Below are 14,151 nucleotides of genomic sequence, written 5' to 3' on the forward strand. Positions count from 1 at the left end.
TTACATCCTCCACTTGCCGTCAAGGTTGCGCAGGAAGGACTCGAACATCAGCAGCGTCCAAAGCGGCGCGCTGTAGTCACGGCGTCCGGACTGGTGGTGTTCGAGCATCTCTTCCAGGAAGGCGGGATCGAAGATGCCGGTGCGGGCCAGCGTTTCGCCGAGCAGCGCGTCGCGTATGCGCTGGCGCAACGGGCCACGGAACCAGCTCGCGAGCGGCACGGAAAAACCCATCTTGTCGCGATACAGGATGTCTTCGGGAAGATATTTCTCCAGGCCCTTTTTGAAAATGTACTTACCTTCGGTGCCGCGCAGCTTCATGGATGACGGCAAGCCCGACATCCATTCAACCAGCTTGTGGTCGAGCAGCGGCACGCGCACTTCCAGCGCATGCGCCATGCTGGCACGATCGACCTTGGTCAGGATGTCGCCGACGAGGTAGGTCTTCAGGTCGAGGTATTGCACGAGCGACAGCGGATCGTCCGAAGGGCAGTTCTCGGCATGACGCTGCAGCACGCTGTCAGCATGGTAGCCGTTGAGCTTGTCCTTGAAATCATCGCTGAAGAGACGCTGGCGCATCTTGTCGTTCATGATGGATACGGTATGGAAGTATCCCTCCACCGAATCCCGTGCGAGCGCCTCGAAAGTCGATTTCGCGCGGAACACCCGCGGCGCCCAGTCGGCCTTCGGATAGAGTTGGCCCAATGTGCCGAAAATCGGCTTGCGCGCCGCCAGCGGAATGGTCGAGCGCAGCCGCTCTTCGTACATGTGCCAGCGGTAGCGGCGGTAGCCGGCCAGGTTCTCGTCGCCGCCGTCGCCGGACAGCGCCACGGTCACGCGCTTTCTTGCCAGTTCGCAGACGCGGTAGGTCGGGATCGCGGAGCTGTCGGCAAACGGTTCGTCATACAAGGCCGCGAGCGTGTCGATCAGGTCGAAGTCGTCCTTGTCGACTTGTTCCACGTGGTGCGCAGTGCCGAAACGTTCGGCCACCTTCTTGGCGTACTCGGATTCGTTAAATTTCGGATCGCCGAATGAAATCGAGCAGGTATTGACCGGTTCCTTCGTCAGTTCGGCCATCATCGCTACTACCCCGCTGGAGTCGACGCCGCCCGACAGGAAGGCGCCCAGCGGGACCTCAGCCACCAGGCGAATATCCACCGCCTCGCGCAGACGTGCGATCAGTTCTTCCTGTGCCTGCTCGTCGCTGATCGGACCATGCGGCGTGAACGGGACGTCCCAGTACTGCTTCACTTCCGGCTGCCCGCCGACGCGGAGCGTGAGTGTATGGCCGGGCGCCAGCTTGAGCGCGCTCGTGAAGATGGTCTTGGGCTCGGGCACGTAGCCGTAGGCAAAGTAATCCTCGATTGCGCGGGGATCGATCTGCCGGTCGAGGCCGGGGTGGGCGAGCAGCGCCTTGAGCTCCGACGAGAAGATGAACATGCCATCGGCGAGCATCGCGTAGTACAGCGGTTTGACGCCAAGGCGGTCGCGGGCAACGAATAGCGTCTGCTTGTTGCGGTCCCACACACCGAACGCGAACATGCCGCGGAAACGCTCCACGCAGCGCTCGCCCCACTGTTCCCAGGCGTGCACGATGACTTCCGTGTCGCAATGGGTACGGAAGGTGTGGCCGAGTTTGACGAGCTCGTCCATCAGCTCCGGGAAGTTGTAGATCTCGCCGTTGTAGGTCACCACCACGCTGTGGTCTTCATTGAACAGCGGCTGTTGGCCGGAGGACAGGTCGATGATGGAGAGACGGCGATGTCCGAATCCCACGCCGGGCTCGATATGAATGCCGCCCTCGTCGGGCCCGCGATGATGCTGCGATTCGTTCATGCGGCCAAGGAGCTCGCGATCGATTTCACGCTTGCCGCGCGCGTCCACAATACCGACTATTCCACACATGATTTACGAGGCTCCCTGATTTTGATCTTGGTATGACATAACGAATCGTACATGTCCAGATAGGCGTTGAGCATGGCGCTCATGCTGTATTTCTGCACGACGCGCTCCAGTCCCGCGCGGCCGTGCAGGGCGGCGAGTTCCGGTTGTTCGATATAGCGTGCGATCGCCGTCGCGAGTGCGCGCGGATCGCGCGCCGGCACGACGAAGCCGGTGACGCCATCGGCCACGACTTCCGGAATGCCGCCGACGCGCGTGCCGACGACCGGCAACGCGGTCGCCATGGCTTCCAGCGCGGAGCCCGGCGTGCCTTCAGCGATGGACGACAGGGCGAACACCGAAAAGCTGCGCAGGACGTCGTTGACGTCGGTACGCGCACCCGGCAGCCAGACCTTGTCGGCGATGCCGGCGGCGGACACTTTTTCCTTCACAGCCGCCATCAGCGGGCCATCGCCGACGATCGCGAGGCGCAGTGCCGGCCATTGTGCGGGCAGCATGTCCTTGAGAAGGAGGAAGGCGTCAACCAGCGACGGATGATCCTTGACGTCCTGGACGCGCCCGACTGTGCCGATGACAAAGCTGCCGGGCGGGAAGGGGGCGGATTCGGGTGCCGGGCCGGGCTTGTACTTGCCGGTGTCGATGCCGTTGTGCAGGAGACGGCTCTTGCGTTCGGGGACGCCGATGACCGTGCGATTCCAGCGCTCGAGGTCGGCCGAGTTCGAATAGCAGCAGTCGTAGAATGGGATCGTCATCCGGCGCAGGAAGTTGTGTTTCCTGTTCCTGCCGTCCGGGTCGCTCGCATCGCGTCCATGCGAACCACAGATCCGAACCGGGACGCCGGCCAGCATTGCTGTCACACCGTATTCGACCGCCGACAGGTTGTAGGTGTGTACCATTGCCGGTTTCAATTGCCGCAGCAGCTTCCATAACCGCGCATGTGTTTCCAAAGCCAGGCCGGCCGGCTTGTGCAGGTCGTAGAGCTCGACCCCCGGCTTGTTGATCTTTTTCGCGAAATCTGTGTGGTGGGTGAGCGACACCACGGCGTGCCGGTAGCGTTCCGCCGGCATGCGGTTGATGCGCTCGATCAGCATGTTCTCCAGTCCGCCGAAATCGAGGCGGAAGATCAGGTGAACGATCAGCGGCGGCGCGTTCACTTGCCGCCTCCGTGCCGACCCGCTGCAGCCAGGAGCGATTCGATCGCCCCCATGTTCTCCGACAGGAAGGCGCGCAGACTTGCGCGTGCCTCCGCGGGATTGTCGCCGAACGGGGCGAACACGATCACCGAAGCGCCGTCGCCGCCTTGCATGAGCAATTTTTCCCGAGCCAGTAGCAGTTTGCCGGCATAGTCGCTCGTGGTATGCGTTCCGTCGATCCAGTACCAATGCCAGGCGATGATCGGGCCGCCGGTGCCTTCGATTCTTGCCTCGCGTACCTTCAGTTGCCGACCGCCGATGTTTTCTACCTGCGCGTTGGAGGCAACCTGTCGGAACAGCGGATCCTTTTCGCCCACCATGCGATTGATCGAACTGATGAGCTGCGAATCCTGCCGTGCGTCGCCGTAATACAGCAAGGCCAGCCCCACCTGCTTGCCGTCGCGCGCGAAGAAGTACCTGGCTTCGGCACTTGGCTTGCTGAAGCGTGGCATCCACTGGGTGAACGCACTTCCCGGCTGCCAGGAAGTCGCCAGCTTGTCCTGCAAGACCGTGACAGGACGATTGGCGGAGAGGTCGATGTAGCGCGCGTAGGCGGGCCAGATGGCGATGACGGCGATGCTGGCGCCTGCAGCGGCAATCATCATGCCCGTGGATACCGAAGCTGTTTCATGGCGCGCAGAAACGGCTTCGCGTTCGGCATGAAGTGCGACGTCGTCGCGCCAGAAGCTGCCGATCCAGAACATGAGGAACATCACCAGTCCGAAGAAAATCCAGCCGTAGATCAGGTGATCGACCCCGACGGCGAGCGTCATTCCGCTGAAGTGTCCGAGCATGACGATCAGGTAGGCGCGAATCCCGTTTGCCACGATGGGCGCGACAATCGACAGAAGGATAAAGACCGCGCGGCGTGTCAGGGAGTGGTAGTTCAGGTAAGCGTACAGGCAGCCCAGCGTGAAGGAGGAGATCAGGTAGCGCACGCCGCTGCATGCCTCCACCACGGCCCAGCTGCCCGTGGGGATATCAAAGTGGGTGCCGTTGCGCAAGACCGGGATGCCGCTCCACTGCAGCGCGGCAACCGTGAAATCTGCTGTCAATTCAATCAGCGGATCGATGAATACCTCGCCGAATGGCACGGCAAGCAGCAGGAACAGGAGAGGAAATGCCATCGCCCACGTGACCCGCGGGCCGAGTACAGTCAGGCAAATCAGGGGGAACATGGCGACGAAGGCATATTGCCGTACCACGTGCACGGCTGCCAGTTCCGCCAGAAGCCAACCGAAGCCGCAACCGGCCAGCAGCAGCAGGCCCGGCCACCACGGTTTTACGGCGCCAAGGGGCAATTGATGCCGTCGCCGCCAGATCAGCCAGAGTGAGATTGGCAGGATGATATAGCCGTGGGCGAACGTCTCCGAACTGTTCCACGTCGCAACGATTGAGCGCGCCGTGGCGAAATAGATGAGAAACGGCGCCAGGACAGCGATGACGGCGGCAATTCCCCAAGTGACCGTCGCGTCGCGGCTGGCCGCCGGCGCGAACATGTTGGGTCCGTTCAGCAGGCTCATGCGGCCGCCGCTTCCGCTTCAAGCAGCGCGTCGACCCGCGCCAGGTTGCTGGCCCATCCATACAGGTCGACGACCTTCTTGCGTGCGGCAGTCCCGATCGCGGTATCGGACGCGGACAACAGCGCATTGACCGCGGAGACATATTGCGCCGGATCCTTCGCGAGCACGATATCGCGACCGGGTTCAGCCGCGATGCCTTCGAGCGCCTGCGGAGACACCACCACGGGACGTGCCATGGCCATTGCTTCCAGTACCTTGTTCTGAATCCCGCGCGCAATGCGCAGCGGTGCGACCGCGACGCTGGCGTGGGCAATATACGGGCGGACGTCCGGCACCGTCCCGGTCACATGCACACCGGGCCGGGAAGCGAGCGCCTGCACTTGCGCCGACGGTCGTGCACCTACGATGTAGAACTGCGCGTCCGCATGCGCACGTACGACCGACGGGAAAATTTCATCCGCAAACCACTGCACCGCATCGACGTTCGGCCAGTAATCCATCGCGCCGGTGAAGACGATCGCCGGCTTGCCATCGGTGTAGGGATTGACGTACCCGGCGGAAGGCGCGAAATATTCCGTGTCCACACCGTTGCTGAAATAGCCGATGCGGGTACTGCTTTCGGGCGCCAGCTTCCTGAACATGTCCGCCTCCGGCTGGGAGACGAACAATGACGCGTCGAATCGTTGCGCCACGTGGCGCTCATAGGCGAGCAGCTGTCTCGCCTCATGGCCGTACAGCCAGCTCATCGGCCAACGCTTTTTCTCCGCGTACTGCCGCCATTTGTCCGAGTCGATATCCACGAAATCGATCACGCGCCGCGCCTTCGGGTAATCCATCACGTACTGCGCCATGGGCGAGGAAAATACCAGCACGCGACCGATCCCCTGGTCGCGTATCGTCCGCGATACCCAGTCCCGCAAACCTGCATTGCGGTAATAGTCCACGCTCAGGACACCGTTCGAAGCCAGTGCGCCGAGGCTGCGCACGCGCGACTTCAGCGGATCGAGCGCCGCGAAATGCGTGCTCGCGCACAGTTGCTTCACCGTGTCCACGTATTGCCAGTCATTCGCATCGTCGATGAAGGTGCCGAGATGCACGTGATAGCGGTCTGCCAGGTAACGCAACAGATGGTACGAACGGATCTTGTCGCCCTTGTTGGGCGGATAGGGAATGCGGTGTACCAGGTAGAGGAGGTGTTCCACGCGATTACCCCAGGCTCTTGACGATATGGGGCCCCAGTGCATTGGCCAGGGGCAGCGGCATGCGTTGCCAGATCTTGATGAACAACTGGAACTTCGGGCTCAGCGGATTGTTGTCCGGCACCGCCGTCGAGCGCACAAGCTGGTATTCATAGTGCAGCGGCTGCGGCACGAAACCCCAGTTTTTCTTGAAGTCGAAGGCCCCGGTGCCCACCTTGCTGCGGCCGAAGTCGAATACCTTGTACCCCTTCTCGCACGCCCGGCGCATCAGTTCCCAGTACATGAAATCGTTGCCCGCCACGTCGCGCGCTTCCGTCATGCCGCCGCCGTAGTAGGGCAGCACTTCGTCGCGGAAGTAGAAGCTCAACACGCTGCTGATGATCCGGCCTTCTTTCGTGATGGTCTGGATTTCGCAGTCCTTGCCGAAGGTCTCCATCAGGATGCTGAAATAGCGCTTCGAAAAAACGGGTGTGCCCAGGCGGTGCACGCTGGTGGAATAGGCCTTGAAGAAGCGCTCGACATCGGTGTCGATCTCGCTCTGCAGGCCGGCCTTGATGCCCTTGCGGACCATGGCACGCTGCTTCTTGGGAATGGCGAGCATGTTCTGCTCGACGTCGGGCAGGATCTCCTTGCGGAAGGTGACGTAGAGCGACTTGCTCGGCCAGTCAGCGTGGCGGGGTTGCAGGTTGCGGTATTCAAGCTGTCCGACGTTCAAGGTACGCGCGAGCTCCTGCGCAGCCTTGTCCAGCGCCTCGCGGGCTGCGTCGGTATTGGCTGCAACGCCGCCGTAAACGCAGAAGGGCAGGGAACTGAGCGAGTGACCGAACAGGCGGCTTTTGACCTCGGCAAGGCACACCACGCCTTCGATCTCCCCGTTCGCTTCGGCATACATGAACCAGGTCTTGTGCCCGAAGGCGCGCTCGATCACGGATTGCCAGCCGGCGCGATGGAAAAAGGTCGCTTCCGGGCATGCCTGCACGAACGCATCCCAGCGGGCCGTTTCTCCCGGCCCCATCAGTTTGACCACAGGCGTCACTGCTGCCGGGGCGGCCGGGGCATGTCGGCGCTCTGCCGCAGCTTCGATAATCGAATTCATTGTTTCGTCAGGAAGATGTGATCCATGCGACCCCACTTGAAGTCGCGCGTGAGCGCCTGCAGCCGGGACTCCATGCGGTGCAGGTTGACGTAATGCCGGAAGCGCGTCTTCATACCGATGTTCTGTTGCCGCGGCTGGCCGGTATCGATTTCCCATGGATGGAAATAGAAGATGGCCGGCTGGCCGTCGCGTTCGTTGACCTGCTGCATGAGCCAGCGCGACAAGGCGTAGGGGAAAAAACGGAAATACCCGCCGCCGCCAGCGGGCAGGTTGCGGTTCATGAGGCGCACCGTCGTGATCGGCAGTTCCAGCAGGCCGTCTTCGCTCTTTGGATAAAAGGCAAAACGTGGCGCGTCCGGCATGCCGTAGTGATCGTGCCTGACCGGGTAGATGCTCGAGCTGTAGCGATAACCCTCGCTATGCAGGACATCCAGCGCCCAGAGGTTGTTCGTGCCGATGGAAAAGCTCGGCGCACGATAGCCCTTGACTGCGTGCCCGCTGATGTCTTCCAGGATGCGCTTGCTGCTGCCGATGTCGTTGCGGAACTGCTGTTCGGTCAGGTCCGAGGCACGTTCGTGTCCGTATCCATGGCTTGCCAGCTCGTGTCCCTGGTCGACGATCTGTCGCACCATTGTTGGATAACGTTCTGCAATCCAGCCGAGCGTGAAGAAGGTCGCCTTGATTCCCTGCGCATCGAGCAAGCCGAGGATGCGGTCGATATTGGCTTCAACCCTGCACGGCAGCGCGGGCCAGCTTTCTCTCGGAATATGTGGCGCGAATGCCGACACCTGGAAGTAATCTTCCACGTCGATGGTCATCGCGTTATGGATCGTTCTCGAAGTCATGCTCGTCTGCCGGCGAAAGTCGATTTCAGCACTGAAAATCGTTGGCCATCCATTTCTCGATGGTGTCGGCAATGCGGACTGCTGCCTTGCCGTCCCAGTACTCCGGAATCCGTCCCGACTTGCCGCCCGAACGCATGATGTCGTCGAACACCTGCAGGATGGTTTCGGGATCGGTGCCGGCGATGGTGTTCGTCCCTTCGTGCACCGTGATCGGACGCTCGGTATTGTTGCGCAGCGTGATGCAGGGGACGCCCAGCGCGGTCGTCTCTTCCTGCACGCCGCCGGAGTCGGTCAGCACGACGCGCGCGCCTTGCATCAGTCCGAGCATTTCGAGGTAACCCATCGGCGGCAGCATCAGGATGCGCGGCGTCTCGAGCAGGTCGCGCAGCCCGGATTTCTCGATCACGGCGCGCGTACGAGGATGGACCGGGAAGATGAGCGGCAGGCGCTCGCTCACGCGTACGGCGGTTTCGAGCAGCGGGCGGAGCACGGCCGGATCGTCGACGTTGGAAGGGCGATGCAGGGTAAGCAGCGCATGATGCGTGTGACCTTCCATGAAGTCCGGGCGACCGGCATCCTGCACGATTTTCGAGACCGGAACCGCGCGCGACAAATTGTTGCGCAGCGTGTCGATCATCACGTTGCCGACAAAGTGGATGCGTTCGCCGGCAATCCCTTCGCGGAGCAGATTTTCCTTTCCGCTTTCTTCCGTTGTAAAGAGAAGGTCGGAAATCTGGTCGGTCAGGACACGGTTGATCTCTTCCGGCATCGCGCGGTCGAAACTGCGCAGGCCGGCCTCGACGTGAATTACCGGCACACCCTTCTTGGTGGCGACCAGCGCACAGGCAATCGTCGAGTTGACGTCGCCCACAACGAGGACGGCAGAAGGCCGGTATTCGTCCAGCACCGGCTCGAACTTGCGCATGATGTCGGCGGTTTGCACGGCCTGGCTGCCCGAGCCGACTTCAAGATTGATGTCCGGTGAAGGAATGCCGAGCGCCTCGAAATACTGGTGGTTCATCGCCACATCGTAGTGCTGGCCCGTGTGAAGCAGGCGAACGGCAGGCTTGGAACGCAATCCATTGAGCGCCGTGATGATCGGCGCCATTTTCATGAAATTGGGACGGGCGCCGACGACGCAGAGAATGCTCCGCTGGGCTGTGTTGGTGGTCATGGATTGGGCTCTTCCGGAACTTTGATCTTTGAAGAAAACAGTAATTTGGTCAGGGCGTCGATCATCGACTGGATGGCGCGCTCGATGCGTGCAAGGCGCTCGTTCATGTATTCCAGGCTCTGCGTGTTCGGATCGAAGACCGGTGCCAGGATGGGCGCAGGTGCCGCTTCGGGAATGCTGACGATGGAGGACTGATCGAATTCCTGCTGGATATCCTTGATGACGGATTCGACATGGCTCCTGTCGAACGCATGGAGTTCTTCGAGATAGCCCATCAGGAACAGGCGGTCGCACAGGGTGTTGATCTTGCGCGGGATGCCGCCGGTGTACTCGTGAATGGCAGCAAAGGCATCGTCCTGCAATTGCGGATCGTTGGCCCAGCCCGCGGTATGCAGCCGGTGTTCGATGTAGGTGCGCGTCTCGTCCGCGTCCATCGGACCAAGGTGGTAAGTTGCGATCACACGCTGCCGCAACTGCAGCATGTCGGGGCTCATCAGTGTCTTCCGGAATTCCGGCTGGCCGAGGAGGAAGGTCTGCAGCAAGCAGTTGTCGTTGGTCTGGAAGTTCGACAGCATCCGCAATTCTTCGATGGTCTGCGAATTGAGGTTCTGTGCCTCATCGACCACCAGCAGCGCGCGCTTGCCCTGCTCGTCGATCGAGCGTAGGAATTTCTCGATGCGGGTCAGCAGCACGCCCTTGCTCGCGTCCTCGAGCGGGATGCCGAAGGCCGACGCGACCATTTTCAGCGTGTCTTCCGAGGACAGGTGGGTGTTGACGATTTGCGCGGCAACGATTTTCTCGGAATCGAGTTCCTGGAACATGTTGCGCACCAGCGTCGTCTTGCCGGCCCCGACTTCACCAGTAATCACGATGAAACCTTCACCCTGCGACAGGCCGTACTGGAGATAGGCCATCGCGCGTTTGTGATTCCGGCTGCCGAAGAAGAACCGCGGGTCCGGTTTCAGCTGGAACGGCTTGGCCGCGAGGCCGTAATAGGATTCGTACATCTGACAACGGGCTCCACTAGAATTGCATCGAAACAAATGCGGAAATCGCGTTTTCCTGATAGTTGCTGAGGCCCGTATCCGAAGCTGTCTCGGCATGCTTCAGTTCGACCACCCCGGTCAGTTTTGAATGGAACTGATGTGCGAGACCGACGCGGTACGTCGTCATGCGTTCCTGCGCGTTGGTCGTCTGGAGTTTCTTCCTGATATGGTCGGCACCGAAGTTTGCGCTCGTGCGTCCGGAGAAGCGCCAGTTCCAGAGTACCGAGCTGCCCAACTGGCGCGTGTCCGCCGCGGTGATCGACACGGTGTCCACCGATTGGGGGGACCGCATCACGTTCGAGACCGTGAAGAGAACAGAATTCTTGGCGCCCGTGACGGCGACAGATGCGCGTAGCGCCTTCTGCAGGTAGAACTGGGTGGTCAGGTAATTGATCGTGCGAGTGAGCGAAGTGGGGAGGCCGTTCGCCGCGATGAAACGTTCCACCATCTGCTGGCGCAGTGCCGGATCCGGAATGCTGGACTGGAACAGCTGGTCCAGGAAGTCGGCCGTGCTTCCGGTGGAATTCAGTGCGATCTGTTCAGGCGTGTTCGTGACGCTTTCATCGTAGGTCACACGCCACAAGGTATAGCGGCTGCGGACGCTGGATTGCAGGGTATAGGTCGTACCGTAGAAGTGCTTGCCGACGCTCAGGGCGAGGTTGGTCCTTGTCGTCGGGTTCCAGGAGAATCCACCGGAGTAGAACGTGCCTTTGGGATCTTCCGCGCCCGGCGCCACGAGGTAGTCGAAGTCCTCGTATCCGCCGGAGGCGGTCAGATAGAACTGCGGCGTGAGCATGTAGCGGGCATCCGCGGTCGAGATCTTCGAGTCGATGGAATTGGTATTGGCGCGTGCCGTCCGGCGTGCGTCATGACGCAGTCCCCATGCGAGCGTTCTGGATAACGGATCACTGGTCACGCTCAACGTCACGGCGTCGATATCGCTATCCGACAGCGTCTGCGAGGTCGTGCTGACCTGGGTCTTCGTGTAACGCAATTCGCCTGCTGCGATGCCGCGCCAATGATGGTGGAGATAGGGGCTGATTGTCGCCGTCCTTACCGTCGTCCGGTTTGGATTGACAGTGTGAATCCCGCTGGTGATCGTGCTGGGTCCGAACAGGTCGATGTCTTGCTGGTTGATCGCCGCGGAGCCGTCAATCGACAGCAGGTCCTTGATCAGGTGGACTTGCGCGGCGGCGTCCAGCTTGTGGAAACTGCTGTCGCCCTTGTTGTCGTTCGCGTAGTTCAGGTGCTGAAAAGCGTAGGCCGCCTTGAATTTCAGGTTCGGCCCATTGCCGGTGATGCTGAGGCCGGGTGAGATCTCGGTGACGAAATCGCTTTCTTCCAGGCCGCGCGGCGCCAGGCGGATATTATCGGAGTAGGTCCCCCGCATGGTCAGCGTCGGCACGACTTTCCAGTCGGCGGCGCCGGCAACCGGAGCGACCAGGATTGCCGCCGCTGCGACTGTGAATGCGAAGGGCAGGCAAGGCTTTCCGGATCGGTTGCTCGACCTGGTCTTAATTGTAGTAATAGCCATAGTTGTCCAAGCCCCGGAACGCTTTCGCCTTGTTATAGATCAGATTGATGTTCGGGCACGTTTCAATTTGGCGCAGCGCATTCTTGAGCGAGTACTGGGTCGTCTTTTCTCCCTCGACGACCATCACGATCTGTCCCATGCGGGTCGCCAGCGCCCGCGACTCGGTGGTCAACAGCAGCGGCGGCGAATCGAAGATCACGATACGGTCGTTGTAACGATGCGCGATCTCGTGCAGGAACTGGTTCATCGCCTTGCTGGCCAGCAGTTCGGTGGAATGGCGATGCCGGGTGCCGGAAGGCAGGATGCTCAGCCGCTCGATATTGGTCTTCAGCATGACATCCGCGACGTCGAGATCACGTTCGAGCAGGACATCCATCAGGCCGGCGTCCACATCGATGCCAAGCTGCCGCGGGACCGAGGGTCGTGCGACGTCGGCGTCGATGAGCAGCACCGTGTGGTCGAACTCCATCGCAATGCTGATCGCGAGGTTGATCGAGCAGAACGTCTTGCCTTCGCCAGGCAGCGCGCTCGTCACCATGATCAGGTTGTTCGGCCGCGACGAGTCGGCTTTCTGTTCAAGGACATTGGTAATCAGGCTGCGCTTGATCGCCCGGAATTCTTCCGCTACACCGGTACGCGGACCGTCCGGCGTGATCATGCCGCGCTCCTGCAGTTTTGCGAGGTTCAGTTCGATCTTCTTGGAATGTGCCTTGGAATCGACGAGAGCGGTTTGCGGCACTTCGGCCTCTGCGGCCGGCTTGACTTCAGCCTTGACGGCTGGCGGCTGCGTCGTGCGCGTGGAACCCGCTTGAGCCAGTTTCCCTGCCGCCTTTTCGATGATTCCCACACTGCCTCCTGGAGAAATTAATCAGCCCGCTCGTCGGCGCGGCCACTGCAACATATAGTCAATCCGTTCTCGTTTCCCAACTGCTGTTCCGGAGCGGCCGGTTGCGCTACGACTTGAGAAGCAGCAGGCCGAATGCGCCCCCCGACAACAGCAGCATGCCGGCGAACGACGCCGTCAGGGCGTACAGGCTCTTCTTGTGGCGCCGTTTTTCCGCCTCGGTCCAGTTCATGGATACGCTGCCAAGGACTGGCAGCCCGGTGACTTCACGCAGGTGGGCGAGACTGACAAAAGTCGGGCGGATCTGGGTCAGGAGGAAACCGACGGCAAGGCCGGCAATGAGGGCGCCGGCGAACACGATGCCGAACAGGCGCGGACGGTTGGGGCCGGTCGGCTTCAGCGGTACCGTCGGCGGGTCGATGATGCGGAAGGTCATCATCTCGGTGGTCGCGCTGAGATCGCCGGACAACTTTGCCGCATCGCGGCTGGCGATCAGTTTTTCGTAATTGGCCTTGTTGATCTGATAGTCACGGTTGAGCTGCGCGAACTGCGCTTCCATCTCCGGCACCGCGGTGCTCATGGAACGCAGGCGCGCGACCCGCGCACTGTACTCTTCGGCGCGCGCACGCATGGAGGCAACGCGCGCTTCCGCATCGGACAGGGCAACCTTGAGCTGCTGGAGGACCGGACTGTAATTCCTGCCGATCGTCGTGCTCGATGCGCGTGCCTTGGCTTCCTGGATCTTGCGCTCTTCGAGCTGGGCGATCAGGCGTTTCGTCGCAATGATGTCGGGATGCTGTTCAGTGAACTGGAGGCGGTAGTTATCGAGGGTCTTGTTCAGCGCTTCGATGCGGGCATCGAGCTCCGGGTTGACCGTCGCGGTCGCCGTCCGGGTATTGTCGCCTTCCAGGATGGGCTCTTCGCCCGCGATTTCTTTCTTGATGGAATTGCGCGCCTGCTCTGCTTCGAGGAGTTCCAGCCGCGCCTGGTTGAGCATTTCTTCCGCTTGCGCCAGCTTGCCACCAAAGTCGCCGTCCCCCCGTGCGACCAGCGAACTGTTCTTCAGCTTGAAATCCTTGATCGCGTTTTCGGCGCTGACCAGCTTCTCTTCATATTGCTTGATCTGTTCGTCGATGAAGCGGACAGCATTGGCCGAATCCTGCTTCTTGTCGCCGAAACTCCCCTCGATGAAGATCGTGAGCAGCGATTCGACAACGCTTTTGGCAAGCTTCGGCTCGGCGTTGGCATAGGTGATGGAATAGATGTCGTGACTGGCGGTGCCGGTGATCTTGATTTGCGACATCAGTTCGTTAACGTAGGCTTCCTTGTCCTGGTTCGACTTCGCATTGATATCCAGGTCGACCATCCGCATGACACGTTCCACGTTTGGACGGCTGAGCAGTGTCTTGCTCATGATCGAGACTTGCTGCTCGACGTCGGGAATCGTGGTCATGCCGGAGAGCAACGGCTTCAGGATCGATTGGGTATCGACGAATACGCGTGCAGAGGCCTGGTAGTTATTGGGGAGCGTGTAGACGATGAAGAAGCCGATCAGGACAACGGCCCAGGAAACCACCATCGAATACCAGCGGTATTTCCAGATGCCTTTCGCGGCGGAAATTAATTGGGTTACCAGCTGCTCCATGCTGTAAAGCCTCCCTCGTACTTATGCGGACTTGACGAACCCAATCTACGTGTCCAACCGTCAAGTGATTATACCTATTATTGATTGCAGTCATTATAATTTAGCAAGGTTTCGGAACCTGTGGTAATCATGGCGTATGCTTGACAATAAGCA

At 60.6% G+C, this 14,151-nt stretch carries 11 protein-coding genes; all 11 read right to left on the reverse strand.

What is annotated here, in order from left to right; all coding sequences use genetic code 11:
* Positions 1 to 1,902: an XrtA/PEP-CTERM system amidotransferase gene (locus ACNOHI_RS09630; protein ID WP_420474451.1), complete on the reverse strand. Its 1,902-nt coding sequence runs from the start codon at positions 1,900 to 1,902 to the stop codon at positions 1 to 3.
* Positions 1,890 to 3,053 carry a TIGR03088 family PEP-CTERM/XrtA system glycosyltransferase gene (locus ACNOHI_RS09635; RefSeq protein ID WP_420474452.1) on the reverse strand — a complete coding sequence of 388 codons (1,164 nt, stop codon included), beginning with the start codon at positions 3,051 to 3,053 and terminating at the stop codon, positions 1,890 to 1,892. Before ACNOHI_RS09635 ends, ACNOHI_RS09630 begins: the two co-directional genes overlap by 13 nt.
* Positions 3,050 to 4,615 carry an exosortase A gene (gene xrtA / locus ACNOHI_RS09640; protein ID WP_420474453.1) on the reverse strand — a complete coding sequence of 522 codons (1,566 nt, stop codon included), beginning with the start codon at positions 4,613 to 4,615 and terminating at the stop codon, positions 3,050 to 3,052. The genes ACNOHI_RS09635 and xrtA overlap by 4 nt, the downstream gene beginning before the upstream one ends.
* Positions 4,612 to 5,817 carry a TIGR03087 family PEP-CTERM/XrtA system glycosyltransferase gene (locus tag ACNOHI_RS09645; RefSeq protein ID WP_420474454.1) on the reverse strand — a complete coding sequence of 402 codons (1,206 nt, stop codon included), beginning with the start codon at positions 5,815 to 5,817 and terminating at the stop codon, positions 4,612 to 4,614. Before ACNOHI_RS09645 ends, xrtA begins: the two co-directional genes overlap by 4 nt.
* Before the next feature lie 4 nt (positions 5,818 to 5,821).
* The gene (locus tag ACNOHI_RS09650) at positions 5,822 to 6,910 is read right to left on the reverse strand and encodes a FemAB family XrtA/PEP-CTERM system-associated protein (protein WP_420474455.1); all 1,089 of its coding nucleotides are present in this window, start codon (positions 6,908 to 6,910) and stop codon (positions 5,822 to 5,824) included.
* Entirely contained in the window at positions 6,907 to 7,755 is an 849-nt protein-coding gene (locus ACNOHI_RS09655; RefSeq protein WP_420474456.1) for an XrtA system polysaccharide deacetylase, read from the reverse strand. Before ACNOHI_RS09655 ends, ACNOHI_RS09650 begins: the two co-directional genes overlap by 4 nt.
* A 25-nt stretch (positions 7,756 to 7,780) precedes the next feature.
* Positions 7,781 to 8,929, reverse strand: a complete 1,149-nt coding sequence (wecB, locus tag ACNOHI_RS09660; protein ID WP_420474457.1) for a non-hydrolyzing UDP-N-acetylglucosamine 2-epimerase — start codon at positions 8,927 to 8,929, stop codon at positions 7,781 to 7,783.
* Entirely contained in the window at positions 8,926 to 9,936 is a 1,011-nt protein-coding gene (locus ACNOHI_RS09665; protein WP_420474458.1) for an XrtA/PEP-CTERM system-associated ATPase, read from the reverse strand. Before ACNOHI_RS09665 ends, wecB begins: the two co-directional genes overlap by 4 nt.
* Before the next feature lie 16 nt (positions 9,937 to 9,952).
* Positions 9,953 to 11,509, reverse strand: coding sequence for a TIGR03016 family PEP-CTERM system-associated outer membrane protein (locus tag ACNOHI_RS09670; protein WP_420474459.1), 1,557 nt, complete (start codon positions 11,507 to 11,509; stop codon positions 9,953 to 9,955).
* A complete protein-coding gene (locus ACNOHI_RS09675; RefSeq protein WP_420474460.1) occupies positions 11,490 to 12,356 on the reverse strand; it encodes an XrtA-associated tyrosine autokinase in 867 nt (288 codons plus the stop codon). Before ACNOHI_RS09675 ends, ACNOHI_RS09670 begins: the two co-directional genes overlap by 20 nt.
* A gap of 106 nt (positions 12,357 to 12,462) precedes the next feature.
* On the reverse strand, positions 12,463 to 13,998 hold the full coding sequence (locus tag ACNOHI_RS09680; protein ID WP_420474461.1) for an XrtA system polysaccharide chain length determinant: 1,536 nt from the start codon (positions 13,996 to 13,998) through the stop codon (positions 12,463 to 12,465).
* Positions 13,999 to 14,151: the final 153 nt, after the last annotated feature.

This window comes from Noviherbaspirillum sp. ST9 (assembly GCF_048799745.1).
Classification (GTDB): domain Bacteria; phylum Pseudomonadota; class Gammaproteobacteria; order Burkholderiales; family Burkholderiaceae_D; genus Noviherbaspirillum.